The organism is Rhodococcus sp. PBTS 1, assembly GCF_001620025.1.
GTDB lineage: Bacteria > Actinomycetota > Actinomycetes > Mycobacteriales > Mycobacteriaceae > Rhodococcoides > Rhodococcoides kroppenstedtii.
This window is the reverse complement of the sequence record NZ_CP015219.1, coordinates 217,718-244,163: the sequence shown is the minus strand read 5'-3', so window position 1 is coordinate 244,163 and position 26,446 is coordinate 217,718. Positions and strand designations below refer to the sequence as shown.

Genomic DNA, 26,446 nt, shown 5'->3' with positions numbered 1-26,446 from the left:
TTTCTCACGAGCGCCGACCGGCCACGTCGTACGCACGGGCGCTCGTTCGACGAACGCATGGACTTCGCACGAACACTGTCACCGGACGCCGTCCCACACCTCCCGCGTCGCCGCGCGCGGATCGTCGACCGTGGTGCCGGGGAACATCTTCACCGTCCGCGCCGTGCCGTACCGCCCCCAGCCGGGGTTGCCGGTTCGGACGAAGTCGACCCAGGCGCGGTGCATCTCGTCCGCCAGCGCCTGCGGCGGAGTGGGGCCGGTGATGCGGGCGGTCTCCGGCTTGTCCAGCACGTCGAACACGAACGGCAACTCCAGCGCGTGGCAGGCCCCGAGGTTCCCGTCGAAGAGCGGCGAACGCCAGGTGAACTCGTAGACGTGCGCGGGGTGGGCCTCCGCGATCCGCACGGCCGGCATCCGGAAGAACCAGTCCGTCATGATCGCGATCATCAGCTCGCCCGGCGACGCGTCGGGCAGCTGCGCGCGGTAGACGTCCAGAGCCGCGGGGTCCAGTCGGTACCCCGCGAGGATCGCCGCGAGATAGTCCTCGGTGATGTGCGGGACGATGCCCGCGGGCACCAGGAAGAAGGCGTGCTCCTCGCTGGTGGTACCGATCAGGATCTCCACCTCCGCACCCGCGCCGTCCGCGATGCGCGAGTACGGCTCCGCCGGGACCACGTCGCCGTCGACGTAGGGCTGGAAGGCCATCATCTTCAGCGCCAGCTCGCCCCACGCCCCCGACGCCGCCTCCGCCGCCACCCGGTCCGACAGCGACCGCTGCGCGTCCAGCAGTGCATCCACCGAGACGGATCCGAAGCCGTCGACCGAGGGCTCCACCGACAGCGACGACGCGAGCGCCGCGGCCACCCTGCTCGCGGTCTCCTCCGCGATCACGTTGTGTCCGCCGCCGCTCTGCAGGATCGCGCGGCGGAAGAGTCGCTCGGCGCGGGGCATCGCGAGCAGCGTCGCGACGCTCATCGCCCCCGCCGACTCCCCCGCCACGGTCACCTGTGCCGGGTCGCCGCCGTAGGCCGCGATGTGATCGCGCACCCACTCGAGGGCCGCCACCTGATCTAGCAGACCGCGGTTGGCCGGAGCGCCGTCGATCCGCGCGAACCCGTCGACACCGAGGCGGTAGTTGATCACCACCGCGACCACGCCGTCGCGGGCGAACGCCGATCCGTCGTAGGCCGGAACGGCGTTGCTGCCGTTGACGAACGCCCCGCCGTGGATCCAGACGTACACGGGCGCGGACCCACCCGGGTCCGGGGTGTACACGGCGACGTTCAGACAGTCGTCGCCGGCGACCTCCGGCTCGCTGAGGATCTCGCTGGTCGGCGGCCGGTACCCGACCTTGGGAACCGTGGCGCCGTGATCGACGGCGTCCCGAACCCCGTCCCACGACGGCGGCGCCGTGGGTGCTCGAAACCTGTTCGGTCCGAACGGCGCCGCCGCGTAGGGCACCCCGAGGAATGCGGTGACACCGTTCTCGGTGCGTCCGCGCACCTGGCCCTGGGGTGTGTCGATCGTGGTCGTGTCCATGGCTCATTACTACCGTGCCACCGGCGATCTCGGGGGTGAGTCGGGTGGGACCGTCATGCCGCAGCACCCGACAACCCACCGCGACGCGCGTTTTCCCACGGAATCGAGCCGAGATCGACGATCTCGCAGAAGCGGCCGCAATACTGTGGCGAAACGCGCACCACCCCCGCCCGCACGCGGCGGACGGGGGTGGCGGGAGGAGAAGCGGTTCCTAGACGGTCTCGGCGGCCCGCAGGTCCTTGCGCAGGATCTTGCCGGAGGCCGACTTGGGCACCGTGTCGATGAACTGCACGCGGCGAACCTTCTTGTGCGGCGCGACCTTCTCCGCGACGAAGGAGATGACGTCGTCCTCGGTGAGCGACGCGCCCTGCTGCAGCACGACGAACGCCTTCGGCACCTCCTCGCCCTCGTCGTCGAGCACTCCGATGACGGCGGCGTCGGCGATGTCGGGGTGGGTGAGGAGCAGCGACTCGAGCTCGGCCGGCGGGACCTGGTAGCCCTTGTACTTGATGAGCTCCTTGAGGCGGTCGACGATGCTGACGTTGCCGTTGCCGTCCACGACGGCGATGTCGCCGGTGTGCAGGTAGCCGTCGGAGTCGAGGGTGTCCGCGGTGGCCTGCTCGTTGCGCAGGTAGCCGACCATGACGTTGGGTCCCTTGATCCACAGCTCGCCGGGCGCGCTGACCTCGGAGGACCCGGCCGCCGGGTAAGCGACCTCCTCGCCGGTGGCGGGATCGACGATCTTGTTCTCCGAGTTGGCCACGGCCGCACCGCAACTGCTGAGCGGAACGTCGTCGCCGTCGAACGGGATGGCGTGCGAGACCGGGCTCAGCTCGCTCATGCCGTAGCCCTGGCGGACCTTGGTGTGCAGCCGCTGCGCGACGGCGTTGCCCAGGTTCTCGTCGAGCGCTGCGGCGCCGGAGAAGACGCAACGGACGCTGGAGATGTCGTACTGCTCCACCAGCGGGTGCTTGGCCAGCGCGACGGCCACCGGCGGTGCGATGAAGAGGAAGGTGATTTTCTTCTCTGTGGTCAGGCGCAGGAACATCTCGAGGTCGAACTTCGGCATGGTGACCAGCGTCGCGCGGACCTTCAGGCCGAGGTTCAGCAGCACCGTCATGCCGTAGATGTGGAAGAACGGCAGCACGGCGAGCAGGACGTCGTCCCGGCCGGCGCCCATGCGCGGCTGGACCTGCGAGACGTTGGCGACGAGGTTGCGATGGGTCAGCATCACACCCTTCGGCCGCCCGGTGGTGCCCGAGGAGTACGGCAGCACGGCCAGGTGGGTGGCGGGGTCGAAGCTCACCTCGGGAGCCGAGTTGCCCTCCGTCAGCAGGTCTTTCAGCGACTCGTGCCCTTCTGCGCCGTCGAGCACGACGATCCGGTCCGCGGCGAGGCCGACCTGCTCGGCGGCGGCCTTCGCCTGCGGCAGCAGCGGAGAGACCGTGAACAGCATCGTGGCCTCGGAGTCGGTGAGCTGCTTGGCGATGTCGTCGGCCGTGTACAGCGCGTTGACCGTGGTGGCGACGGCACCGGCGCGCAGGATGCCGTGGAAGACCGAGGCGAAGGCCGGCACGTTGGGCGAATGCAGCGCGACGACGTCCCCGACCTGCACGCCGCGGGCGGCGAGTGCGCCGGCGACGAGGTCGATGTGGGCGACGAGGGTGCGGTAGTCGGTGACGGCACCCGACGGTCCGTCGATCAGGGCGGGACGCGACAGGTCGTCCTCGGTCAGGTCGCCGAAGAGGAACTCGTGGACGCTCTTCTCGGGGATCTCGACGTCGGGATACGGGCTGCGGAAACTCATGGATCTCCTCGATACGGCGCGGGGGCGACTACGGGGTGAATCTTAGTGTGCACGCCCGGTCACACCAACGTGGATTGCCCTCGTCGGGTGACAGGTGTCACAACCGCAGCGTAGTCGAGGGATGTCCGATTCGAGGACCGGTCCGTCGGGATACGACCGGCCCGGTCACCGCGGACTCGGCCAGCCCCCGGTCGACTCCTGCGGCTCCACCAGGTGACGGAACGCCTCCAGGTTGTGCAGCGACTCGCCGCGGGAGACGCGCCACTCCCACTCGCGGCGGATCGACGCGGCGAATCCGAGCTCGAGCAGGACGTTGAAGTCGCCGTCGGCGGCCTCGAGAACCTGACCCAGGACGCGATCGATCTCCTCGCCCGTCACCGCGTGAGTGGACATCCGACCGACCAGGTAGATGTCGCCGATCTTGTCGATCGTGTAGTGCACGCCGTACAGACGTCGGTTGCGCCGCAACAGGTATCGGTAGACACCCTCGAAGTTCTCGTCGGGCTTGCGGCAGACGAACGCCTCGACGCGCACTCCGTGGTTCCCGACGGTGAGCAGCGTGGTGGTCTTGAGCTTGCGCTCGCCGGGCAGTTCCACGACGAACTCGGTGGCCGACGCCCGGTGGTGATCCAACTCGCGGTCCGCGAGCACGTCGGCGATCAGCGCCGCCGTCCGCTCGATCGTCCCTGCCCGGTCGTTCGTTCCGTCCTGTGTCGTCATCGCGCTCCCACCGATCCCGTTCGCCGCATCCTCCACAGCCCGCGCGGGCGGCGGGGGGAGAACTCTCCGGTCGGCCGGTCCACGCCGCCGGTGCGGCCGAACCGCCACGCCGCGCGCTCGTACGTCTCGAGCAGCCCGTCCGCGGTGTGGTCCCACGAGAAGTTCCGTGCGTGCCGTGAAGCATTCGACGCCAGGTGCCCGCGCAGATCGTCGTCGCGCAACACCGAGTCGAGGGCGTCGGCCCACTGCGTGACGTCGTGCCCGTCGACCAGTACCCCGGTCTCACCGGACCGCACGGCCACGCCGAGGCCACCGACGTCGGCGGCGACGACGGGAACGCCACAGGCCTGCGCCTCGATCGCCACGAGCCCGAAGGATTCCGAATAACTGGGCACCGCAACCAGATCGGACGCGCGGTAGACGTCGGCGAGTCGCTCCGGCGGCTGCGGCGGCAGGAACGTCACCCGATGCGCGATACCGAGGGAGCGAGTGAGGTCGATGAGCGAATCCGGCCGCTCGAGACCGGTTCCCGACGGGCCCCCGACGACGAGCACGCGCAGCGGCCGTCCAGGGTCGCGATCGACGAGCACGGCGGCGGCCGCGACGAGGACGTCGGGTGCCTTGAGCGGTTGGATGCGTCCCACGAACGTCACGACGATCTCGTCCTGCGCCAGACCGAGACTCGCGCGGGCGGCGCCCCGGTCCCCGGGCGAGAACAGCGTGAGATCGGCTCCGGGAGCGACGATGTCCACGGTGTCCTCGTCCGCTCCGTAGGCGGCGACGAGCGCCTCCTTCTCGTCGGCGGTGTTGGCGGTCAGGCGGTCCGCCTCGGCGACCACCTGCCGTTCGCCGATCTCCCGCGCCGCGGGTTCGGGACGATCGCCCGCCGCCACCGACCGGTTCTTCACCGCGGCGAGCGTATGAGCGGTGTGCACCAACGGAATTCGCCACCGATCGCGGGCGAGCCAGCCCACCTGACCGGACAGCCAGTAGTGGGAGTGGACGATGTCGTAGTACCCGGGCTCGTGCCGCGCCTCCTCGCGCAGGACACCGGCCGCGAACGCGCACAGTTGCGTCGGCAGGTCGTTCTTGTCGAGTCCCTCGAAGGGCCCCGCCGCGATGTTGCGGACCAGGACACCGTCGGCCGCCTCGACCACCGGCTCGTCGCGGGACGACGTGGCCCGGGTGAAGATCTCCACCTCCACGCCCCGCGCGGCCATGGCCTTCGCCGTGGCCAGGACGTAGACGTTCATGCCGCCCGCGTCTCCGGTACCCGGCTGCGCCAGGGGAGACGTGTGCAGCGACAGCACGGCTACCCGGTCGGGACTGCGTCGGCGGACCACCGTTCCAGTGTGCCCTGTCCGGTTCCGGCGGGGCGCCACGGGCCGTTCCGGTGGGACGCCCGGCCCGGTTCCGGGCGGACCGCACCGGCGCGGTCAGAGGCGGCCGAGCGCCTCGGTGAACGCCGTCGTCTCGGCCAGGAACCGCGCCGGATCCGCCACGAACGGGCCGTGGTCGACGCCGTCCCACCACGACGTCGTCGCACCGGGAACGAGCTCGGCGGCGTGGCGACCCGAGGCGACGTCGACGACGGTGTCCGCCGTGCCGTGCAGGACCAGCGTCGGCACGTCGAGGGCGCGCAGGGTGGCGTCGTGATCGACGTCGCGGGCGAAGACGGCGGACCGGACCCGCGGCCGCGTCGTCAGGGACGTGCCGAACAGCGCCTGAGTGGCGACGCCGCTCGCGTCGGGACCGGTCAGTGCGGTACCGAAGCTGCCGAGCGCGCGAATCGCCACGCGCGCGTCCTCGCTGGTCGCGCCGGGGATGGCGGCCCGCATGGCGCGGCCGACGGTGCCGCCCGGCTTGTCGCGGCCGATCGAGGTGATGGCACCGACGAGAATCACGCCCGCGACGGCGGCGGTGCCGTGGACCGAGAGGTAGTCGCACAGCACGAGCCCGCCGTAGGACCACCCCAGCAGGACCGCGCCGGAGCGAACGCCTTCCTGTTCGAGGATCGCGTGCAGGTCGCCGGCCCAGAGCGCGCTGTCGTCGTAGCCCGACTCGGGGGCGCCCGAGTAGCCGTGTCCGCGCAGGTCCACGGCGATCACCCGGTGGCGCTCGGCGAGGTCCGCGAGCAGCTCGTCGCCCCAGCACGCGGAGTTCTGCGCCCAGCCGTGGACCAGCACGAGCGGCCGAGCCGCCGCATCGCCGGTCACCCGATACACCAGCGACGTGCCGTCGCGCCCGAACGCTTCTCGTATGGCCATGCCACCAACCTAAGGGGACCGACGTTGTGGGATCTCAGGAAGCCCGGCCGGGCGGGTCGACCGGTCGGTGCAGCGTCGTAACGTCGCTGGCTGCACACGAATTCTCGCAGGGGGTCTGTCGTCGTGACCGAGGTGCACCAGCGTTCCATCTCACCGAAGACCGGTGAGTGGCGCGATCTGAACCGGTACTACTGGCCGTGGGCGCTCATCGCGCCGATGCTGCCGGCCATCGCCGTCGGCCTGGTCTACGGCCTGCAGTGGTGGGCGCCCGACGTCTCGCAGATCGCGTGGTGGTCCGGGCCGATCTTCCTGTACGTGATCGTGCCCATCGCGGATCGCCTCGTCGTGCCGTTCGACGAGAACCCGCCCGAGGATCTGGTGGAGGCCCTCGAGGCCGACTTCTGGTACCGCGGCTGCGTCTACGCCTACATCCCCATGCAGTTCTTCGGGGTGATCCTCTCCAGCTACCTGCTCACCGCGGACAGCCTGACCTGGCTCGGCCTCGAGGACGGGCTGCCGCTGGTGTCGAAGATCGGCCTGGCCCTGACGGTCGGCCTGGTCGGCGGCATCGGCATCAACACCGCCCACGAGCTGGGGCACAAGCGCGTCGACTACGAGCGTTGGCTCTCGCGCATCGTGCTGTCGCAGACCTTCTACGGGCACTTCTACGTCGAGCACAACCGCGGCCACCACGTTCGGGTGGCCACGCCCGAGGACCCGGCGTCGTCCCGCCTCGGCGAGACGCTGTGGCGGTTCTACCCGCGCTCGATCGTCGGCGGCTTCCGCTCCGGCTGGACCCTGGAGAAGGAACGCCTGGCTCGGGAGGGCAAGCGCACGTTCTCGTGGTCGAACCAGAACCTCACCGCGTGGCTCATGAGCGCGGTGCTGTGGGCCGCCCTGTGCGCGATCTTCGGCCTGGACTTGCTGCCGTTCCTGGTGCTGCAGGCGGTGTACGGCATCTCGCTGCTCGAATCGGTCAACTACCTCGAGCACTACGGTCTGCTGCGCCGGACCAAGGAGAACGGCCGCTACGAGCGGTGCACCCCGGAGCACAGCTGGAACAGCGACTACGCCGTCTCGGACATCTTCCTGTACCACCTGCAGCGGCACAGCGATCACCACGCCAATCCCACCCGTCGCTACCAGGTGCTGCGCAGCATGCCGGAATCGCCACAGCTACCGGCCGGTTACGCGCCGCTGATCCTGGTGGCGTACTTCCCGCCGCTGTGGCGGGCGCTGATGGACCGCCGGGTGGTGGCGCACTACGACGGCGACGTCACGCGCGCCAGCATCCAGCCCGGCAAGCGGGAGAAGTACCTGCGCGCCTTCCCGCCCGCCGGGACCTGAATCAGGCGCCCGCGCCGATCTTGCGCATCGTCCCCACCGGATCGGCGTAGATCGGACCCAGGGACACCGCCGCGGCGGCGTAGTCCTGCACGCGCTTGCCGAAGCCGGTCACCCGGATCGATCCCGTAGTCGATCCCGTCGTGGCCAGGGCGCTGTGCCGGGCGAACGACGCCTCCACGCGCTCCATCGCGGGCGGGTAGGCCGTGAACGCCTGCCCGCCCACCTGCACGCTGTCGGGATTGAGGACGTCGTGCACCAGGGCGAGAGCCCGGCCAAGCGCGTCCGCGCGCTCGTCGAGCAGCCGCTGCGCCGCCGCCACGCCGGTGCGCGCGGCCAGGTACACCGCAGCGATGGACCGCTCGGACGGAGGGAGGACACCCGCGCGGTGGGCCGCGGCGACGATCGCCCGGTCGCTGACCGTGGCGTCGAGGCACCCCGTCCGGCCGCAGTCGCACACCGCCGACGAGCCTGTCGGCAGGTGCGCGATCGAGCCGGGACCGCCCGACGGTGTGTGAACCCGCCCGTCGATGCTGATGGCGAGGCCGCTGGTCTCGCGTGCGTAGAAGTACAGAGACGTGCCGCTCTCGCGGGCCGGTCCGGCCGGCCCACCGAGCAGCAACTCCGACGCCGCCATGGCCTCGACGTGGGGTGCGACGGAGACGACGCTGCCGAGCCGCTCGCCGAAGGCGGCGCCCACGGGGGCCTGCGTCCAGCCGAGCCGCGGGTGGTCCACCGTTCCGGTCCGGGTGTTCACCCGGCCGCCGATGGCCACGCCCACCAGCAGGATGCGCCGCCGATGCCAGCGTCCGACGAACGCCGCCGCACTCTCCGCGAGCGATCGCAACGCGCCCGGGGCCGCGCCGGCGGGCGTCGCCACCTCGACGCCGCCCAGCACCACACCGCGCAGGTCGACGGCGACGATGCGAGTGGTGGTGGCGCCGATGTGGACGCCGAGCGTGCACTGGCCCTCGTGATCGATCTCGACCGGAATGCGCGGGCGACCCACGGCGCCGGCCGTGGACAGATCGGCCCGCTCGCGCAGCAAACCGGCGCCGATCAGCGCGGTGACGTGGCGGTTGACGGTCGCGGTGGAGATTCCCGTGTCGCCGACGACGACGTCACGAGAGACGGGTCCGCGGCGGACGACGGATCGGAGGACGACGGACGCCGGTGCGTCGGACACCCGCATCTCGGGCGCGATGACACGGGCGGGACTGCGCCGCAAAGGGTGCGCTGCGGCAGTGCGGGAACGGGAGCGAAGCGACGCCGCGGAACGGGCGTGCACGGTCGGAACAGACATGGGTCCCTCGTCGGTACTGGAGGTGGACGGGCTGACAGGCCGGTCCACGACCGGCCACCGATGGCCGATCCGTACGCGAGGAGCGCGCGGTCAGGCCGAGAAGCCGCCGCGACAACACAGTTCACGAGCAAGGGGCAGACGGGAGCCCAGCGCCGCGGTCACATACGTGACCCGGGGAGCGGAGGTCCGAGGGGCTGCCATGGGGCCGAAACTAGCACCGAAACCGGCGACCTGCAGCACCACCGGTTCCGCTCGAGGTGATTCCAACCGTCGACACCCCCCTGGTCGGCACCGATCATCACGCCATGGAGATCGTGAAGCTCGGCGCGAACATCGGTGCACGTATCGACGGTGTGACCGTGGCCGGAGACCTGCCCGACGACGTCGTCGCCGCCGTGTACGACGCCCTGCTCGAGCACGAGGTCGTCTTCTTCCGTGATCAACATCACGTCGACGAGCAGGTGCAGTACGCGTTCGCCGAGCGTCTCGGCGTCCCCACCACCCCGCACCCGACGGTGCGCTCGCGAGGCGTCCGCACGCTCGCCATCGACTCCACGTACGACAAGGCGAACAGCTGGCACACCGACGTCACCTTCGTCGATCGCATTCCCAAGGCGTCGATCCTGCGGCCGGTCGCCCTTCCGCCCTACGGCGGCACCACCACGTGGGCGTCGACCACCGCGGCCTACGAGCAGATGCCGCCCGCGCTGCAGGCCCTGGCCGACTCCCTGTGGGCCGTCCACACCAACGTCTTCGACTACGCCGCCACCGCCGCGGAGAAAGCGATTTCCCCCGAGGCCGCGCGGTACCGGCAGGAGTTCCGCAGCGAGTACTTCGAGGTCTGCCATCCGGTGGTGCGCGTGCACCCCGAGACCGGCAAACGGTCCCTCGTGCTCGGCCACTTCGCCAAGTCCTTCGACGGTCTCTCCTCGAAGGAATTCCGGGCCGTGTTCGACCTGATCCAGGACCGCGTCACTCGGCTCGAGAACACCGTGCGCTGGTCATGGCAGCCCGGCGACCTCGCCATCTGGGACAACCGCTCCACCCAGCACTACGCCGTGGCGGACTACGACGACCAGTACCGCCGCCTCGAGCGCATCACCCTCGCCGGCGACGTTCCGGTGTCGGTCCACGGCGAGTACTCACGCGTCGCGGCGGGTGACGCGTCGGGATACAGCGCGCTCCCGGGCCCCGACCGGCTGGCCGGCTGAGCGGTCCTACGCTGGATTCATGACTGCACCCGACCCGTCCACCATCCCCACCGCCGTCGTCACCGGAGCCAGCTCCGGCATCGGCGAGGCCACGGCACGAAAGCTCGCGGCCGACGGGTACCACGTCGTCGTCGGCGCCCGGCGCGTCGATCGGCTCGAGACCTTGGCGGAGGAGATCGGTGGCACGGCCCTCGCGCTGGACGTCACCGACGACGACTCCGTGGCCGCGTTCGTCTCCGTCCTCCCCCGCGTCGACGTCCTGATCAACAACGCGGGCGGCGCCAAGGGCCTCGCCCCGGTGGCCGACGCGGACCTCGACGACTGGCGCTGGATGTGGGAGACCAACGTGTTGGGCACGCTGCGCATGACGCGAGCCCTGCTGCCCAAGCTGATCGACTCCGGCAACGGCCTGATCGTCTCGATCACGTCGATCGCCGCGTTCGAGACCTACGACAACGGCGCCGGCTACACCTCCGCCAAGCACGCCCAGGGCGTGTTGCACCGGACCCTGCGCGGTGAATTGCTGGGGCAGCCGGTGCGGCTGACCGAGATCGCCCCTGGCGCCGTCGAGACGGAGTTCTCGCTGGTGCGTTTCGACGGCGACGCCGATCGCGCCGCCGAGGTCTACCAGGGCATCGACCCGCTCGTGGCCGCCGACATCGCCGAGATCATCGGCTTCGTCGCGTCCCGGCCGTCGCACGTCGATCTCGACACGATCGTCGTGCGGCCGCGCGATCAGGCGTCGGGCGGCCGCTTCGCCCGTCGGGAGTCCTGAGACCGATCAGGCCAACGCGCTCCACGACTGCCAGGTGGCCCAGTCCACCGCCCAGTCGTAGATGTCGCCGTCGGCGGCCGACAGATCGATCCGCGTCCCGCTGACCTCCACGGGGTCGCCGTACATCGCCATCTGGAAGTACGTCTGCGCGTCCTCCGTCGAGAGGTTGATGCAGCCGTTGGTGACGTTCGACGAACCCTGCACGCCGGTGGTCAGCGGGTTCGCGTGGATGAACTCGCCGTTGTTGGAGATGCGCGTGGCCCAGCGTTCCCGCACGTTCTCGTAGTAGGGCGGGTTGGACATCAGGAAGTCCTCGTACTTCTCGGTGACCACGTGGATGCCGCTGCGAGTGACGTTGCGGTCCTCGTTGCCCTGGCCGTAGCTCACCGGGATGTCCATGACGGTCTCGCCGTCGCGAACCACCTGCATGCGGTGGCTGGTCGCGTCGGCGATCACCACCTGGTTGCGGCCGATGGAGAAGTCGAGCGTGACGTCGGACTCGCCGTAGGCGCCGTCGCCGTAGTTCACGCCGTACAGCTTGGCGTCGACGTGGACGGCGGTGCCGGGGGTCCAGTAGTTCTGCGGGCGCCAGTGCAGCCGGGAGCCCTGCTCGTCCGGCAGCCAGGCCCACGATCCGACGGTCGGCGGCGTCGTGGTCACCGTGATCGCCTTCTCGACGGCCGCCTTGTCGGCGACGACGTCGTCGAACGTGAGAATGATCGGCGCCGCGACGCCGACGGTCTGGCCGTCGCCGATGTTGGTCGACACGGACGTGACCGACGACGGTTGCACCGTGGTCACCGTGCCCTCGACGGGCACCGTCTTGCCGTCGGTGCCGACGGCGGAGCCGGACCAGGTGTACGTCGCGCCGTACCCGAGGGGCTCGCCGACGGTGAACGTGGTGGACGACGGATCGAGCGAGCCGGTCACCGCGCGCCCGTCGGCGGTGGTGAGGGCGACGCCCTGCAGGGTCCCGCCGGTCACCGACACCGAGATCGGCGCCGTCGGCGCGACGTCCGTCGCATCGGGTCCGGGGGTGTACGTCACCTGCGCGACGGGCGCGGCCTCGGTGGTCGGGGCGGCCGCCTGGCCGCCGCCCGACGAGCCCCCCACGGTGCAGCCGGCCACCAGCGCGACGACGGCGAGCAGCGCCGTGATCACGAGAGCGACCGCGAAACGAATCCTGTTCACTCGGACCAGAATACCGCCGGGTACGACACGGTCAGTCCAGCGAGCAGTTCACCAACCGGCATTCCGGCGTGAGCGTGATCCCGTACTTCTCCCGCACTCCGGCACGTACGTGCGAGGCGAGAGCCACGACGTCGGCCGCCGTGGCGTCGCCCCGATTGGTGATCGCGAGGACGTGGCGGGTGGACAGCGTCGCCGTCCCGCGCCCGAAGTGCGCGCCGTAGCCCCGGTGGAAGCCGGCGTGCTCGATCAGCCACGCGGCACTGAGCTTGATGCCCTTGGGGTCCGTGAACTGGGGCGATCCGAGCGCGTCGGTGGGAACGGACTCGACGATGGGGTTGAGGAAGAACGATCCGACGCTCCAGGAGTCCTGGACGGCGACGTCCCACACCATGCCGCGGTCGGTCCGCAGGGCGACGACGGCGTCGCGGACCTCGCGGGCGGACACACTGTCGCCGATGCGCACGCCGAGGCGCTCCGCCAGGGCCGCGTACCGCACCGGTGCCGACATCTCGCTGCGCTGGAACCGGAACGTGACATCCACCACGACGTAGCGATCGGTGTACTTGAAGGCCGACGATCGGTGCGATCCGAAACCGCAGCGGGCGTTGTCCCAGACCTCGACCTCGCCGGTCTGCCGGTCGAGGATCGTCACCGTCTCGAGCCATTCCGACGTCGACGTTCCGTACGCGCCGACGTCCTGCACCGGGGTACCGCCGGCCGTGCCGGGGATGCCGGACAGCGCTTCGGGACCGGCGAGGCCGTGGTCGAGTGCCGTTCGAACCACCAGGTCCCACTCCACGCCGGCGTCGACCCGGATGCGGGTGTCGTGGACCTCGAGGCCCGTGGTCGCGATCCGGACCACCGTGCCGTCGAAACCCTCGTCGCCGACCAACAGGTTCGATCCGCCGCCGAGCAGCAGCATCGGGGTGCCCGCGGCGTCGGCCTCGCGGACCGCACGCACGAGCTCGGCGGACGTCGTCGCCGTGACGAGAGTGCGGATCGGGCCACCCACCCGGATGGTGGTGAGGTCGCGGAAGCACACGGGATCGCCGGTGCTCGGGCCCGTCGCGAGGGGGGCGGTACTGCTGGTCACCGGTGTGACGGTACCCGGCCGGTCCGGAGCATCGCATCGTCGCACCTACCATGGTGGAGATTCAGCGTCAGCTTTTCGGGAGGATCACGTGCAGGTCACCAGCGTCGGACACGCCGGGTTCCACATCACGACAACGGCCGGAACCATTCTGTGCGATCCGTGGGTGAACCCCGCCTACTTCACCTCGTGGTTCCCGTTCCCGGACAACTCGCAGCTCGACTGGGACACCCTCGGCAACTGCGACTACCTCTACGTCTCGCACCTGCACAAGGACCACTTCGACCCGAAGCACCTGGCCGCGCACGTGAACAAGGACGCCGTGGTGCTGCTGCCGGACTACCCGGTGCCGGATCTGAAGACCGAGCTCGAGAAGCTCGGTTTCCACACCTTCGTCGAGACGACCGATTCGGTGAAGCAGACGGTGTCGGGGCCGAAGGGCGAGCTGGACGTCATGATCGTGGCGCTGCGGGCGCCCGCCGACGGGCCCATCGGCGACTCCGGCCTGATCGTGAGCGACGGCGAGACCGTCGCGTTCAACATGAACGACGCCCGTCCGGTGGACCTGGACATGATCACCGAGGCCTTCGGACACGTCGACGTGCACATGCTGCAGTACTCCGGGGCCATCTGGTACCCGATGGTCTACGACATGCCGCAGCGCGCCAAGGACGCCTTCGGCACACAGAAGCGGCAGCGGCAGATGGACCGGTGTCGGCAGTACATCGAGCAGGTCGGCGCCACCTGGGTCATCCCGTCCGCCGGCCCGCCCTGCTTCCTCGACGACGAGCTGCGCGGCCTCAACGACGTCTACGACGACCCGGCCAACATCTTCCCGGACCAGATGGTCTTCCTCGATCAGATGCGCAAGCACGGCCACGACAAGGGTCTGCTGATGATGCCCGGCACCACCGCGGACTTCACGGGGTCCGAGCTGAACGAGCTGGTCCACCCGCTGCCCACCGATGAGGTGGAGGCCATCTTCACCACCGGCAAGGCCGACTACATCGAGGCGTACGCGCAGCGTCAGGCCGACGTGATCGCCGCCGAGAAGGCCGCGTGGGCGCCCGCCGAGGGCGAGCCGCTGCTCGGCCCGTTGCGCGAGCTGTTCGAGCCGATCATGGCCCAGACCGACCAGATCTGCGACGGCATCGGCTACCCGGTGGAGCTGGCTCTGGGCGGCGAGACCGTCGTGCTCGACTTCCCCAAGCGGATCGTGCGCGAGCCGATCCAGAACGAGAAGTTCCGCTACTCCTTCGAGATTCCCGCCGAACTGGTGCGCACGGTCGTGCGCGACGACGAGCCGGACTGGGTCAACTCGATCTTCCTGTCCACCCGCTTCAAGGCCAAGCGCGTCGGCGGCTACAACGAGTTCCTCTACACGTTCTTCAAGTGCCTCACCGACGAGCGCATCGCCTACGCCGACGGGTGGTTCGCCGAGGCCCACGACGACTCGGCCACCATCGTGAAGGACGGCTGGGAGATCCAGCGTCGCTGCCCGCACCTCAAGGCGGATCTGGGCAAGTTCGGCGTGATCGAGGGGAAGACGCTCACGTGCAATCTGCACGGGTGGGACTGGAACCTCGAGACCGGCAAATGCCTGACCTCCAAGGGCCACGAGCTGCGGTCGCAGAAGGTCTGATCCGCACGGCCGTTCGACGCGCTAATCTCACCGAATGCCACGCAAGTTCGACCACACCGTCCCGTCCACGCTCTCCGCAGCGCAGGTGCACGCCGCGCTGACCACCGAGGGGTACTGGCAGGCCCGGCTGGATGCGATCGGTGGGCCCAAGGCGACGCTCGACGAGGTGGTCGTGCAAGGCGACACCCCGGACACGCGCACGGTGCGGGCGGCGATGACGCAGGCCATCGCCGAGGAGTTCCTCCCCAGCGCGCTCACCAGCATTCGGTCCGGCGACTTGGTGATTCGCCGCGTCGAGTCCTGGGGGTCGCTGGACGCGCAGGGCTCGGCCGGGCGCTTCGAGGCGAAGGTCGAGGGCGCCCCGGCCACCATCACGGGCACGCTGACTCTGCGGTCGACGGGATCCGGATGCACGATGACCGCGACGGGCGCGGCGGAGGTCAAGGTCCCCCTCATCGGCGGGAAGATCGAGTCCGCGGTGATCGAGCACATCCTCGCCCTCATCGACGCCGAGCAGGAATTCACCGACACCTGGGCTCCCGAGCACACCTGATCGGTCGGGCTGCCTCGGCCCGGCTTCGTGACGGACCCCATGCACCACCGGAAAGCCGGATGACCAGCGCAGATTTACCGCGCCTCGAGGCCACCGGTAGCCTTGCCGCTCATGGCACGACGCATGAACTACTCCGCACGTCTCCCGTTCACCACCGAGCAGGTGTACGGGGCGCTGACGTCGCAGAGCTACTGGGACGCGATCGTCGAGGAGTTGCGCAAGTACTCCGAGAACGAGATGACGTCGTTCACGGTGTCGGATGCCGGCATCGACGTGACGATGCGCCACATCATTCCGCGCCACACGCTGCCGGACATCGCGCAGACGGTGATGAAGAAGGACATGGTCATCACGCGCAACATCCATCACGATGCGTACGGCGAGACCACGTCGGGCAAGTACGACGCGTCGATTCCCGCCGGGCCGGGGTCGCTCACCGGCGTCACCGAGCTGTTCGCCACGGAGACCGGATCGACTCTGCGCACCACCAGCGAGGCGAAGGTCTACATCCCGTTCGTCGGCGGCAAGCTCGAGCAGCTCATGCTGGTCAACCTGCGCGACCTGTGGAGCGGTGAAGCCGAGGTCACGCACGACTGGCTGAAGAAGAACGCCTGACCCGTGCCCGGCGCCGGGTCCGGTCCGCAGGGTGTCGTCACCCGTGGCACCACCAACATCAACCGGCTGAGACGGAGCGACCGTCGCCTGGTCCACCACCCGACCGTGCGAGCTGTGCTCCGCGCGCCTGCGCACCCCTTGGTGGTCGACCTCGGCTACGGCGCCAGCCCGGTCACCACGGTGGAACTCGCGCAGCGGCTCCGCACCGTCCGTCCGGACGTCGCCGTCGTCGGCCTGGAAATCGATCCCGGCCGGGTGGTGCCGGACCGTGACGGTGTGCGCTTTCAGCACGGAGGGTTCGAGCTCGCGGGATTGCGTCCACACCTGGTCCGCGCCTTCAACGTGCTGCGGCAGTACCCGGAGGACGCGGTGTCGGGTGCGTGGGCGCGGGTGACGTCGTCGCTCGCGGAGGGCGGGCTCCTGATCGACGGCACCTGCGACGAACTCGGCCGACGCGCCGCGTGGGTCACCGTCGGCGCGGACGGTCCGCGGTCACTCACACTGGCGTGGGACCCGTTCGATCTGCCCCGCCCCTCCGACATCGCGGAGCGGCTGCCCAAGGCGTTGATCCACCGCAACGTGCCCGGCGAGCGCATCCACGACGTCCTCCTGCGGGCCGATCGCGCGTGGGACGTCGCGGCCCCTCTCGCCGTCTACGGTCCGCGGGTGCGCTGGCGCCACGCGGCCGATCTGCTGGCTCAGCAGGGCGTGCCGCTGCGGCCGTTCCGCCGGCGGCTGCGGGACAACGTGCTCGAACTGCCCTGGTCGGCGGTGGCACCGGCGTAGGTCCCCCGTCGACGCCTCAGCGCAGGGACGCCTCCACCCGATCCCGCACGCGGTCCCCGGCCTCGTCCGCGCGGGTGCGCAGGACGGTGGGGTCGAGCCGGCCGAGCATCAACCCGTCGGCCACCACCTCGTCGAGGGTGAACTGGGAGATGCCGCCGGCGGCGAGGTCGAGCACCGTGCGGGTGGGGGTGGTCATCCTGAAGGTGCCGGTGAACTCGATGTCGTCACCGACGAGCCGACCGCGGTGCAGTGCGAGCCGTTGATCGTGCGGACCGGCCGTGCCCGCAACCCGGACGTGGACGAACTGCGGATGCAGGCTGCCCATCCCGTGCAGTTCGGAGGCGCTCTGGTGCGAGATGACGGCCGACGCGCCGAGCCACGCGCACCACTTGGAGAACTCCTCGAACGCGTGCCGCGGCCAGTCCGCCACGCGCAGCAGGTCCGCCTCGACCACCGTCCAGGACCCCTCGCTCACGCGGGTGGCGATGTCGACCGAGCGGTACCCGGCGTCGAGCGCCTGGGCGCGGGTGAAGAACCCGTCCTGCTCCGTCACGAGGCAGTCGAGCCGCTCCACCACGTCGTCTCCGGACATGGTCACAGACTACCCGCGATGTGTCGCCTGTCACAGCGCGGGGCGCCTCACGTGTGGTCGTGTCACCCATCCCGTCCTCAGAGTTGCCACACCAACGTCCCGCACAATGGTCCGCATGACGACTTCCGCTCCCCGGCGACGCTCCCGGCTCCCTCTCGTCGCCGCCGTGGTGGTGATCGCCTTGGTCGCCGCGCTGATCGGCGGTGAGGTGTACGCCCGTAACCGCGTGAGCCAGTGCCTGGCCACACAGTTCCAGAACGACCTGGGGTCCAAGGTCGACGTCGACCTCGGCTGGCAACCCGTGTTGCTGTCCCTGGTCACGAAGTCCTTCTCCTCCGTCGACATCTCGAGCGACGACTCCCGCTTCGGACCGGCACAGGACATGCAGGTGCGCGCGACCGTGAACGACGTCGACCTCGAGACGTCGGAGACGTCCGGCGGCACCATCGGGTCCTCGACCGCGGACGTCGTCTGGTCGACGGACGGCATCCTCGCGACGCTGCAGCAGCAGGGCATCGGCTCCGTGGTCTCGGGCGTCACCGCGGACCCCGGCGCCGGGACGCTCCGCTTCGACATCGTCGGCGGCCTGGCGGCGTTGACCGTCGCACCCACCGTGTCCGGCGACACCATCGACGTCCGCACCACGGACGCGTCGATCCTCGGCATCGGCATCCCGACGGATCTGGCGGACAGCGTCGTCGGCATCCTCACCGACAGCCTGACCACGTTCCCGCTGGGCATGACGCCGGACACCCTGACCGTCACCGACACCGGGATCGAGCTGACCCTCTCCGGCGGGCAGTACCAGATCCCTCCGGCGCAGGCGGACAGCGGCGAGCAGGCTCTCAGCTGCTGACGGGGAATCCGTCCAGCACCGCGCGGGTGCCCGAGAGCCCGAGGCGGGTCGCGCCGGCCTCGATCATGGCGTGCGCGGTGTCGGCGTCGCGGATGCCACCGGACGCCTTGACGCCCAGGCGTCCCCCGACGGTCTCGGCCATGAGCTCGACCGCCCGGACCGACGCCCCGCCGGCGGGATGGAAGCCGGTGGACGTCTTGACGAAGTTCGCACCGCCGCGCTCGGCGGCCCGGCAACACTCGACCACGGCGGTCTCGCCCTGCGGCGACGCGAGCAACGCGGCGGACTCGATGATGACCTTGAGGACGGCGGTGTCGCCCATGGCCTCGCGCACGGTGATCACGTCGGCCAGCACGGCGTTGAAGTCCCCCGCGACGGCGGCGCCGACGTCGATGACCATGTCGACCTCGGCGGCACCCTGCTGCACCGCCAGGCGGGCCTCGGAGCCCTTGATCAACGAGTGGTGCTTACCGGACGGAAAGCCCGCGACGACGGCGACCACCAAGTCACCGGTGTTCCGCAGCGGCAGCATCGACGGCGACACGCACACCGCCAGCACGCCGAGCTCGGTGGCCTCGGTGACCAGCTCCCGCACGTCGGCGTCGGTGGCCTCGGGCTTGAGGAGGGTGTGATCGACCAGTCGGGCAACGGCGTCGCGGGTGAGCTCCATGGTGGCCATGCTCGCATGCGACCGGTGCGAACCAGCTCCGCGCTCGGTGAAAGACTGTCGGGCATGTCGCACGCCTCCCGCTACGTCGTCACCCTCGGCTGTCCCGACCGCACGGGCATCGTCGCGCGCATCGCGACGTTCCTCGCCGACCTGGGCGGATCCATCGTCGAGGCGGCGTATCACGCCGACGCCGACAGTGGCTGGTTCTTCACCCGTCAGGCCGTGGACGCCGCGTCGATCGACATCGGGGTCGACGAGCTCCGGGAGCGCTTCGCCACCGTGGCGGCGGAGATCGGGCCGGACACCGAATGGGCCGTGCACGACTCGTCGATCCGCAAGCGTGTGGTCCTGCTGGTGAGCAAGGAGGGACATTGCCTCCACGATCTGCTCGGCCGCGCGGCCGGCGGCGAGCTGCCGGCCACCATCGACGCCGTGATCGGCAACCACCCCGACCTCGAGGCGGTCACCCGGGCGCACGGGACCCCGTTCCATCACGTGCCGTTCCCGTCCGACCCGGCCGAGCGTGGGCCGTCGTTCGCCCAGCTGCGGGAGTTGGTCGACTCCTACGATCCCGACGCCGTGGTGCTCGCGCGGTTCATGCAGGTGCTGCCCGAGGACCTGTGCGACCACTGGGCGGGTCGAGCCCTGAACATCCACCACAGCTTCCTGCCGTCGTTCGTCGGCGCGCGGCCCTACCACCAGGCGTTCGCGCGCGGAGTCAAGCTCATCGGCGCCACCTGCCACTACGTGACGGCGGAACTCGACGCGGGTCCGATCGTCGAGCAGGACGTCATCCGCGTCGACCATGCCGACGCGGTGTCGGACATGGTCCGTCAGGGCCGCGACATCGAGAAACTGGTCCTCGCGCGCGGACTGCGCTGGCACCTCGAGGACCGCGTCCTGGTGCACGGCCGCAAGACGGTGGTGTTCAGCTAGCGGTCGGCCAACCGGACCAGGGCGGCGTCGAATTCCGCGATCGCCTCGACCGACGCCATGTGGCCGACGCCGGGCAGTTCGATGAGCTCGTCGAGCACGTTCGCGCGGTCGAGCTTCTCCGCGAGACGACGGGACTGGATCGGCGGCGTCAGGCGGTCCTCGGTTCCCACCACCACGACGGTGGGCACGTCGATGTTGGTCACCGCGTCCACGATGTCGACGGTGCTGAGGACGGCTCCCCACATCCCGCGGGTCCGCGGGGCGCAGTCCCGGACGACGCGTTCGCAGAACGCCACCTGCGCCGGGGTGGATCGGGCGCCCATCGTGGCGTAGCGCAGCGCTCGCGTCGACAGCCGGGTCGCCGGCAACGGCAGGGCCGATCCCAGCACCGACGCCGCGAGACGGGCCGGCACCTGCGGTACACCGGGCGGCAACGGGATGACGGTCGTCTCGCGGACCAGCGAGTCGCTCGCCGTGTCGGCCAGCAGGATTCCCTTGGCCCGCTCGCGTACCTGGGTGGGGTATCGGGATGCCCAGGACATCACCGACATGCCGCCCATGCTGTGTCCGGCGATCACGGCGGGTGCACCCGGGCGCACGGTGGCGGCGAGTACGGCGGCGAGGTCGTCGCCGAGGACGTCGGGGTCCAGTGGACGCGTCCCGACCTCGCTGCGGCCGTGGCCGCGCTGGTCGTAGACGACGACGCGGTACTTGTCGGCGAGGTCGTTGATCTGCGGCGCCCAGAAGTCGGCCGAGCACGTCCACCCGTGGCTGAGGACGATCGGGGTGGCATCGGGATCGCCGTACTCGAGAACGCGGAGCCGGGCACCGTCGTCCGTGACGACGTCGACCGTGCGCGGTGCGACGTCGGGCGCCCGCAGCAGCACGTCGGTGTCCGCGAGCCGCGCGGACGGTGGCGGCGACGAGCGTCGGCGGCGGAGCAGGACGCCACCGATCACGAGGGCGCCCGCCAGCACGGGAACGGCCCGGACGACGGATTTCTTCTCCGTGGACATGGCCGTAACCCTAGGTCACGTCTTTCTCGGCTTCTCGGTGACATCGCTCCCCGCCGCCCGTCGCGCACCGTCGACCAGCCCGTTGACGGTGGCGGTCAGATCGTCGATCCGGGCGACGGCGTCGCGGTAGATCGTGGTGTCGTCCGGGTCGCGTTCCGCGCGATCGAGGCGCTCGCGCAGATCGGCGAGCGGCTGACGCAGGTCTTCCCCGGCCGCGATGACGAGGTCCTTCTGCGCGCGGTTCGAGGAGTCGACGGCGTCCATCATCGCGTTGAACCGCACCGCGAGCGCCGCCAGTTCCCGGTCGCCGACGACGGCCACCGGCGCGAGGTCCGCCGTGGTCACCACCCGCTCGAACGCGAGCCGCAGCCGCCGGACCGGCCGGAGCCCCGTCGTCAGCACGACGGCGGTGAGCACGTAGGCGACCAGCCACACCGCCGCCGTGAAGATGACCAGCGCGACGTCGAGTCGGCGCAGCTGGGCGTGCAGCGTGTCGAGGGAGTTGGCGACCATGACGACGCTCGCCGGTCCCCCGGCGTCGCCGTCGCTCCCGGTGCCGGGAGCGGTCACGTAGCCGATGGTCCAGTCCCCGACGTCGACGAACGCGACGGTGTCGGTCGCGCGTGACGCGAGCTCGCGGGCGAGGGACGACGGTCCGCCGTCGGAGGCCAGGAACGGGCCGTGGCCGCCCACCGGGTAGGAGGTGAGGAGCGCGCCGTCACGGTAGATCGCGTCGACCGGGGCGCTGCCGTCCATCGGCCGGAACAGGGTGGTGGCCGTCGCGAGGCGTTGTTCCGTGGCGGAGGCGGTGACGATGCCGGTGATGCGCGAGGTGAGTTCGGTCTGCACGCGCGAGGAGAGGAGATGCTGGGCGGCGACGTGAGTGCAGAGCGAGAAGCCGGCCAGCAGGACGATGGTCGTGAGGCCGATCTGCACGCGCAGTCGGTGGACCAGGGACCACCGTGCGGTGTCGGGCCACCACCTCCGCCGGACGGTGTGCGGCCACCGGGTGCGCCGGAAGGCGGGCATGGTGGGCAGTGTCCTCCGCGCACCTGAGACCAGGCTGAGCCGGCAATGTTCGGGTAGCCGAACTCTTGCGTCCGGTGTCCCCTACACTGACCGCCATGTCCGATCGACTCGCGTTTCGTGCGGCGGTTCCCGGCCGCACCCGCTCGGTGATGCTGCTGGGCCCGGCGTTCGTCGCCGCCATCGCCTACGTCGATCCGGGCAACGTCGCGGCCAACCTGACGGCCGGCGCGCGGTACGGGTATCTGCTGGTGTGGGTGCTGGTGGCCGCGAACGCGATGGCGGTGCTCGTGCAGTACCTGTCGGCCAAGCTCGGCCTGGTCTCCGGGCGGTCCCTGCCCGAGGTTCTCGGCGACCGGATGCGCCCGTGGCCACGACGCGCGTTCTGGGTGCAGGCCGAGGCGGTGGCCGTCGCCACCGACATCGCCGAGGTGATCGGCGGAGCCATCGCCCTGCGGCTGCTCTTCGGCATCCCGCTTCCGATCGGTGGCCTGATCACGGGCGTGGTGTCGATGATCGTGCTGGCCGTCCAGTCCCGACGCGGCCAGCGCACGTTCGAGTTCGTCGTCATCGGCATGCTCGCGGTGATCACCGTCGGCTTCCTCACCGGTCTGTTCTTCAGCGATGTCGACGCCGCCGGAGTCGCGGGCGGCCTGATTCCCGGTTTCGACGGCAGCGGGTCGGTCCTGCTGGCCGCAAGCATGCTGGGCGCTACGGTGATGCCGCACGCCATCTACCTGCACTCGGCGTTGGCGCGAGATCGGCACGGGGTGGAGACGGATCCCGTGAAGCTGGATCGGCTGCTGCGGGTGACCAAGTGGGACGTGACGTTCGCGTTGATCGTCGCGGGCACGGTGAACATCGGCATGCTGCTGCTCGCGGCGTCCTCGCTGCTCGGCCGCGACGGCACCGACACCATCGACGGCGCGCATGCCGCGATTCAGAGCACGCTCGGGCCGTCGGTGGCCGCGGTCTTCGCCGTGGGACTGCTGGCGTCGGGCCTCGCCTCGACCGCCGTCGGCTGCGCGGCGGGAGCGGAGATCATGAAGGGCCTGCTGCGCAAGCGGATCCCGCTGCAGCTCCGGCGCGTCCTGACGTTGATTCCCGCGCTGATCGTGCTGGGTGCGGGTGTCGATCCCACGCTGGCTCTCGTGCTCAGTCAGGTGGTGCTGAGCATGTGCATCCCGTTCGCCCTCATCCCGCTGGTCCGCCTGACGTCGGACCGCGGCGTCATGGGCGACCGGGTGAACTCGCGCACCACCGTGACCCTGGCGACGCTGGCCACCGGGGCGATCGTGGCCCTGAACGTGGCGTTGCTGTGGCTGACCGCGACCGGCCGGGCCTGACCTACCAGCGCGGTCCGCGCTGGATGTCGTCGACCTTCGGGCGGACGTCCACCAGATACACACCCATGGCGACGACGGCGATGATGCCGATGAAGTTGATGACGGGCACCACCAGGAGCACGAGCAGGGCGATGACGAGGATCGCGATCCATCCCTGCTTGCTCAGCTTGTCCGCGGCGGTGAACGCGTCCCCGCGCTGACGGACGGCGTGGAACAACGCGAACGCGACACCGAACAGCGCGATGAGCTGCAGGACGTACTCGATGGCGCTGGTCGCGCTGGTGGCGAGGGGCATACGTCCGATTCTAGAGCGACCGCGGCCCCCGCGCACGAGCGGTGCGCGGGGGCCGGGACGCGTCGGCGGTGCCGATCAGCTGGTGCTCTTCTTGGCCGGGGCGGCCTTCTTGGCGGGGGTCTTCTTCGCCGGGGTGGTCGACTTCGCGGCCGGGGTGGTCTTCTTGGCCGGGGTCTTCTTGATGGGCGAGTTCGCGTCGTTACGCGTCTTGCCCTCGACCGTGCCGGCGGCACCGGAGACCTTGTCGGAGGCCTTCTGGCCGGTCGCCTTGGCCTTGTCGCCGGCCTCGTCGAGGTTCTCGCTCACCTCGTCGGCGCCGTCCTTGATCGCCTCGGCGGCCTCGTCGGCGCCCTCCTGGACTCGCGTCGAGGCGCGGCCCGCCAGTGCGGCGGCGCGCTCACCGACGGCGCGGGTCTGCGAGGCGACGGTGCCGAGGGTGTCCTCGGTGAGGTCGACGGCGTCGTTGGCGGCCTTGTTGGCGCGCTCGAGGCCCTCCTCGATCTGCGGGTTCTTGCGGATGCGCTCGACGGTCTCCTCGCCGCGCTCCGCGAGAGCGGTGTAGAGGTCGGACGCCACCTTGAGGTACGCCTCGGCGACCTTGCGCAGCTCCTCCGGGGTGAAGCGCTCGCGCAGCTCGGCGATCTCCTCCGGCAGTTCCTGCGGGAGTGCCTCGAGCCGGTTCCGGAGCGTCTCGACGCTCTCGGTCACGTCCTCCTGCAGGTCCGCGAGGCGGGCGCGGGCGGTGTCGACGCGGTCGCCCACGTCGGCCTGCGTGCTCTCGGCGCGGTTGCGGACCTGGGCCACCACGTCGGCCACGGCCTGCACCACGGCGTCGCCGGCACCCACGGCGGCGTACAGCGGGGTCTTGACGTTGTCGAACTTGGGATCGGTCATGTCACTCTCCTGTGGTCGTTGGGGTCATCGGGGTGCGGCCGGGAGTCTCGTCCTCGGGTCCGGCGTCGTTCTCACGCCGGAACGAGTAGTAGATCTCCAGCAGCACCTGTTTCTGCCGTTCGGTGATGGATTCGTCGCCGTGAACAGCGTCGACGACGGGACTGTGCGGCCGCTCCTCGAGCAGACCGGCGCGCACGTAGAGGACCTCCGAGGACACCCGAAGACCCTTCGCGATCGAGGCCAGAACCTCCGCGGACGGCTTGCGCAGCCCACGTTCGATCTGACTCAGATACGGATTGCTGACACCGGCCGTCTGGGCGAGCTGACGCAGGGACACCTGCGCCGACTCCCGCTGCGACCGGATGAAGCTCCCGATGTCCGACGTCGCGGTGCTGACGACTCGCGCCGCGAGATCGCCGGGAGACGACTGCGCGTCGCCACCGCCGTCGGTGTCCGAGTTCGCCATCGCTGCACCTCCCGTGATCGGCCGTGCCGTGCGAAGACCACGATAACGAGGGGTGCTAGCAAGAGCAAGCACTTTGCTAGCAGTGCGTACGTAACGCCGATCACACCGGCGCGTCAGTGCCCGAAGAGCAGGTCCGACGCCGTGTAGATGGCCAGTCCGGCGAGCGACCCCACGACCGTGCCGTTGATACGGATGAACTGCAGATCCCGCCCGACCTGCAGTTCGATCTTCCGCGACGCCTCGTCGGCGTCCCAGCGCGCGACCGTGTCGGTGATGACGGTGGTGATCTCGTCGGTGTAGTTCTCGACGATGTAGCGCACACCGGCGAGCAACCACCCGTCGGCCTTCTCCCGCACGGCGGTGTCGTCCCGCAGCCGCAGCCCGAACTTCTGCACGTTCTGGGCGATGGTCGCGCGCAGCGTGCTGTTCGGATCGTCGACCGAGTCCACGATGAGCCGTTTGGCCACCTTCCACGACGCCGCGGCCAGCCCGGTGACCTCGTCGCGGCCCATGATCTCCGACTTGATCGACTCGGCCTTGGCGATGGTCTCCGGATCGTGCTGCAGATCGTTCGCGAAGTCGACGAGGAACTTGTCGGCCGCCAGACGCAACTCGTGCTGCGGGTTCGAGCGCACCTTCCACGTGAAGTCGACGAGTTCGCGGTGGATGCGCTCGCCGAGCAGCACGTCGACGAACTTCGGCGACCACGACGGGGAATCGCGACTGACGATCCGATCGATGGTCGGCAGGCTGTTCTGCGCCCACTCGTGGGCACGCTCGGCCAGCAGGTCGACGAGCGGCTTCTGCCGGTTCTCCTCGAGCAACGACGCGAGCACTCGCCCGATCGGCGGGCCCCACTGCGGATCGCCGAGTCGCTTGACGATGGTGTTGTCGATGACCTGCTGGATGTCCTCGTCGTCGAGCACGTCGAGGACGCCGCGCAGCACGGTGGCCGTCTCCTCGGCGACGCGCTCGGCGTTCTTCTTCTCGGCCAGCCAGGTCCCGAGCCGCAAGGGAACCCGCGCGGCCTGCACCTTCTGCGTCACGACGTCGACGGCGAGGAAGTTGGTTCCCACGAACGAGCCGAGGCTCGCGCCCAGCTGGTCCTTCTTGCGCTTGATGATCGCGGTGTGCGGAATGGGCAACGCGAGCGGATGCCGGAACAGGGCGGTCACCGCGAACCAGTCCGCCAGAGCACCCACCATGCCCGCCTCGGAGGCGGCGCGCACGTAGCCCACCCAGTCGCCCGCGCCGCGACTTTCCTGCCAGCGGCAGTAGAGGTAGACGACGGTGGCGAACACGAGGAAGCCCGTCGCGACGCCCTTCATTCTGCGGAGATCCCGCCGCTTGACGTCCTCGTCGAAGCTCATCAGTTGCACCGGCCCATTCTGCCCGTCACCGCGGGCACTAAACTGGACGGGCGCGCCCGACCAGGGCCGTGAGCGTCGAACACGTGCGCCGATCCCGACCGGATCGGATGAGTGCGTCGGATCGGGACGGAGCAAC

26 protein-coding genes are annotated in these 26,446 nt (G+C 70.1%); 10 read left to right on the top strand and 16 right to left on the bottom strand.

The annotated features are described in order from the left end of the window. Positions 1 to 78: 78 nt before the first annotated feature. The 5 genes from A3Q40_RS01175 to A3Q40_RS01155 form a co-directional block, all read right to left on the bottom strand. A complete protein-coding gene (locus A3Q40_RS01175; protein WP_068099445.1) occupies positions 79 to 1,539 on the bottom strand; it encodes a carboxylesterase/lipase family protein in 1,461 nt (486 codons plus the stop codon). 211 nt (positions 1,540 to 1,750) lie between these two features. Continuing rightward, positions 1,751 to 3,346 carry an AMP-binding protein gene (locus A3Q40_RS01170; protein WP_068099444.1) on the bottom strand — a complete coding sequence of 532 codons (1,596 nt, stop codon included), beginning with the start codon at positions 3,344 to 3,346 and terminating at the stop codon, positions 1,751 to 1,753. 165 nt (positions 3,347 to 3,511) lie between these two features. Further along, positions 3,512 to 4,066, bottom strand: coding sequence for a YbjN domain-containing protein (locus tag A3Q40_RS01165; protein WP_068104829.1), 555 nt, complete (start codon positions 4,064 to 4,066; stop codon positions 3,512 to 3,514). Then, positions 4,063 to 5,448, bottom strand: a complete 1,386-nt coding sequence (mshA, locus tag A3Q40_RS01160) for a D-inositol-3-phosphate glycosyltransferase (protein ID WP_371831331.1) — start codon at positions 5,446 to 5,448, stop codon at positions 4,063 to 4,065. The genes A3Q40_RS01165 and mshA overlap by 4 nt, the downstream gene beginning before the upstream one ends. A gap of 54 nt (positions 5,449 to 5,502) precedes the next feature. Then, a complete protein-coding gene (locus tag A3Q40_RS01155; RefSeq protein ID WP_068099442.1) occupies positions 5,503 to 6,333 on the bottom strand; it encodes an alpha/beta fold hydrolase in 831 nt (276 codons plus the stop codon). Between the two features lie 123 nt (positions 6,334 to 6,456). On the opposite strand from A3Q40_RS01155, the gene A3Q40_RS01150 reads away from it, so the two are divergent. After that, positions 6,457 to 7,680, top strand: a complete 1,224-nt coding sequence (locus A3Q40_RS01150) for an alkane 1-monooxygenase (RefSeq protein WP_068099441.1) — start codon at positions 6,457 to 6,459, stop codon at positions 7,678 to 7,680. A gap of 1 nt (position 7,681) precedes the next feature. Here A3Q40_RS01150 and A3Q40_RS01145 read toward each other — a convergent pair whose 3' ends face one another. Next, positions 7,682 to 8,980: an ROK family transcriptional regulator gene (locus A3Q40_RS01145; protein ID WP_068099440.1), complete on the bottom strand. Its 1,299-nt coding sequence runs from the start codon at positions 8,978 to 8,980 to the stop codon at positions 7,682 to 7,684. 305 nt (positions 8,981 to 9,285) lie between these two features. On the opposite strand from A3Q40_RS01145, the gene A3Q40_RS01140 reads away from it, so the two are divergent. Then, complete coding sequence (locus A3Q40_RS01140; protein ID WP_068104827.1) at positions 9,286 to 10,191, top strand: TauD/TfdA dioxygenase family protein; 906 nt, start codon at positions 9,286 to 9,288, stop codon at positions 10,189 to 10,191. Positions 10,192 to 10,210: 19 nt separating this feature from the next. Beyond that, positions 10,211 to 10,966, top strand: coding sequence for an SDR family NAD(P)-dependent oxidoreductase (locus A3Q40_RS01135; protein WP_068099439.1), 756 nt, complete (start codon positions 10,211 to 10,213; stop codon positions 10,964 to 10,966). Between the two features lie 6 nt (positions 10,967 to 10,972). Here the strand turns inward: A3Q40_RS01135 and A3Q40_RS01130 are convergent, their stop codons facing one another. Both A3Q40_RS01130 and A3Q40_RS01125 read right to left on the bottom strand, forming a co-directional pair. Then, positions 10,973 to 12,157: a L,D-transpeptidase gene (locus A3Q40_RS01130; RefSeq protein WP_442971297.1), complete on the bottom strand. Its 1,185-nt coding sequence runs from the start codon at positions 12,155 to 12,157 to the stop codon at positions 10,973 to 10,975. A 31-nt stretch (positions 12,158 to 12,188) separates the two neighbouring features. Then, entirely contained in the window at positions 12,189 to 13,250 is a 1,062-nt protein-coding gene (locus A3Q40_RS01125; protein WP_235606388.1) for a UDP-N-acetylmuramate dehydrogenase, read from the bottom strand. 88 nt (positions 13,251 to 13,338) lie between these two features. On the opposite strand from A3Q40_RS01125, the gene A3Q40_RS01120 reads away from it, so the two are divergent. The 4 genes from A3Q40_RS01120 (at position 13,339) to A3Q40_RS01105 (ending at position 16,843) form a co-directional block, all read left to right on the top strand. Continuing rightward, complete coding sequence (locus A3Q40_RS01120; RefSeq protein ID WP_068099437.1) at positions 13,339 to 14,889, top strand: Rieske 2Fe-2S domain-containing protein; 1,551 nt, start codon at positions 13,339 to 13,341, stop codon at positions 14,887 to 14,889. A gap of 34 nt (positions 14,890 to 14,923) precedes the next feature. Further along, positions 14,924 to 15,442: a DUF2505 domain-containing protein gene (locus tag A3Q40_RS01115; RefSeq protein WP_068099436.1), complete on the top strand. Its 519-nt coding sequence runs from the start codon at positions 14,924 to 14,926 to the stop codon at positions 15,440 to 15,442. Between the two features lie 111 nt (positions 15,443 to 15,553). After that, on the top strand, positions 15,554 to 16,057 hold the full coding sequence (locus A3Q40_RS01110) for a DUF2505 domain-containing protein (protein ID WP_068099435.1): 504 nt from the start codon (positions 15,554 to 15,556) through the stop codon (positions 16,055 to 16,057). 3 nt (positions 16,058 to 16,060) lie between these two features. Next, positions 16,061 to 16,843, top strand: a complete 783-nt coding sequence (locus A3Q40_RS01105; protein ID WP_068099434.1) for a methylase — start codon at positions 16,061 to 16,063, stop codon at positions 16,841 to 16,843. A gap of 16 nt (positions 16,844 to 16,859) precedes the next feature. Here A3Q40_RS01105 and A3Q40_RS01100 read toward each other — a convergent pair whose 3' ends face one another. Next, complete coding sequence (locus A3Q40_RS01100; protein ID WP_068104824.1) at positions 16,860 to 17,435, bottom strand: hypothetical protein; 576 nt, start codon at positions 17,433 to 17,435, stop codon at positions 16,860 to 16,862. A 106-nt stretch (positions 17,436 to 17,541) separates the two neighbouring features. On the opposite strand from A3Q40_RS01100, the gene A3Q40_RS01095 reads away from it, so the two are divergent. After that, the gene (locus tag A3Q40_RS01095; protein ID WP_157889457.1) at positions 17,542 to 18,291 is read left to right on the top strand and encodes an LmeA family phospholipid-binding protein; all 750 of its coding nucleotides are present in this window, start codon (positions 17,542 to 17,544) and stop codon (positions 18,289 to 18,291) included. Here A3Q40_RS01095 and deoC read toward each other — a convergent pair. Next, positions 18,281 to 18,970, bottom strand: coding sequence for a deoxyribose-phosphate aldolase (gene deoC, locus A3Q40_RS01090; RefSeq protein WP_068099433.1), 690 nt, complete (start codon positions 18,968 to 18,970; stop codon positions 18,281 to 18,283). The two genes, A3Q40_RS01095 and deoC, sit on opposite strands and share 11 nt — an antisense overlap. A gap of 54 nt (positions 18,971 to 19,024) precedes the next feature. On the opposite strand from deoC, the gene purU reads away from it, so the two are divergent. Then, positions 19,025 to 19,897, top strand: coding sequence for a formyltetrahydrofolate deformylase (gene purU / locus A3Q40_RS01085; RefSeq protein WP_068099432.1), 873 nt, complete (start codon positions 19,025 to 19,027; stop codon positions 19,895 to 19,897). Here the strand turns inward: purU and A3Q40_RS01080 are convergent. Then, positions 19,894 to 20,913, bottom strand: coding sequence for an alpha/beta fold hydrolase (locus A3Q40_RS01080; protein WP_068099431.1), 1,020 nt, complete (start codon positions 20,911 to 20,913; stop codon positions 19,894 to 19,896). The two genes, purU and A3Q40_RS01080, sit on opposite strands and share 4 nt — an antisense overlap. Positions 20,914 to 20,928: 15 nt before the next feature. Continuing rightward, a complete protein-coding gene (locus tag A3Q40_RS01075; protein ID WP_082833693.1) occupies positions 20,929 to 21,942 on the bottom strand; it encodes a HAMP domain-containing protein in 1,014 nt (337 codons plus the stop codon). A gap of 95 nt (positions 21,943 to 22,037) precedes the next feature. On the opposite strand from A3Q40_RS01075, the gene A3Q40_RS01070 reads away from it, so the two are divergent. After that, positions 22,038 to 23,285, top strand: coding sequence for an Nramp family divalent metal transporter (locus A3Q40_RS01070; protein WP_068099429.1), 1,248 nt, complete (start codon positions 22,038 to 22,040; stop codon positions 23,283 to 23,285). 1 nt (position 23,286) lies between these two features. On the opposite strand, the gene A3Q40_RS01065 is transcribed toward A3Q40_RS01070, so the two are convergent. The 4 genes from A3Q40_RS01065 to A3Q40_RS01050 form a co-directional block, all read right to left on the bottom strand. Next, positions 23,287 to 23,580 carry a DUF2516 family protein gene (locus A3Q40_RS01065; RefSeq protein ID WP_068099428.1) on the bottom strand — a complete coding sequence of 98 codons (294 nt, stop codon included), beginning with the start codon at positions 23,578 to 23,580 and terminating at the stop codon, positions 23,287 to 23,289. A 75-nt stretch (positions 23,581 to 23,655) separates the two neighbouring features. Beyond that, positions 23,656 to 24,474: a heparin-binding hemagglutinin gene (locus tag A3Q40_RS01060; protein WP_068099427.1), complete on the bottom strand. Its 819-nt coding sequence runs from the start codon at positions 24,472 to 24,474 to the stop codon at positions 23,656 to 23,658. A 1-nt stretch (position 24,475) separates the two neighbouring features. Then, on the bottom strand, positions 24,476 to 24,940 hold the full coding sequence (locus tag A3Q40_RS01055; protein WP_068099426.1) for a helix-turn-helix domain-containing protein: 465 nt from the start codon (positions 24,938 to 24,940) through the stop codon (positions 24,476 to 24,478). 113 nt (positions 24,941 to 25,053) lie between these two features. Beyond that, positions 25,054 to 26,310 carry a DUF445 domain-containing protein gene (locus A3Q40_RS01050; RefSeq protein WP_082833692.1) on the bottom strand — a complete coding sequence of 419 codons (1,257 nt, stop codon included), beginning with the start codon at positions 26,308 to 26,310 and terminating at the stop codon, positions 25,054 to 25,056. Positions 26,311 to 26,446: the final 136 nt, after the last annotated feature.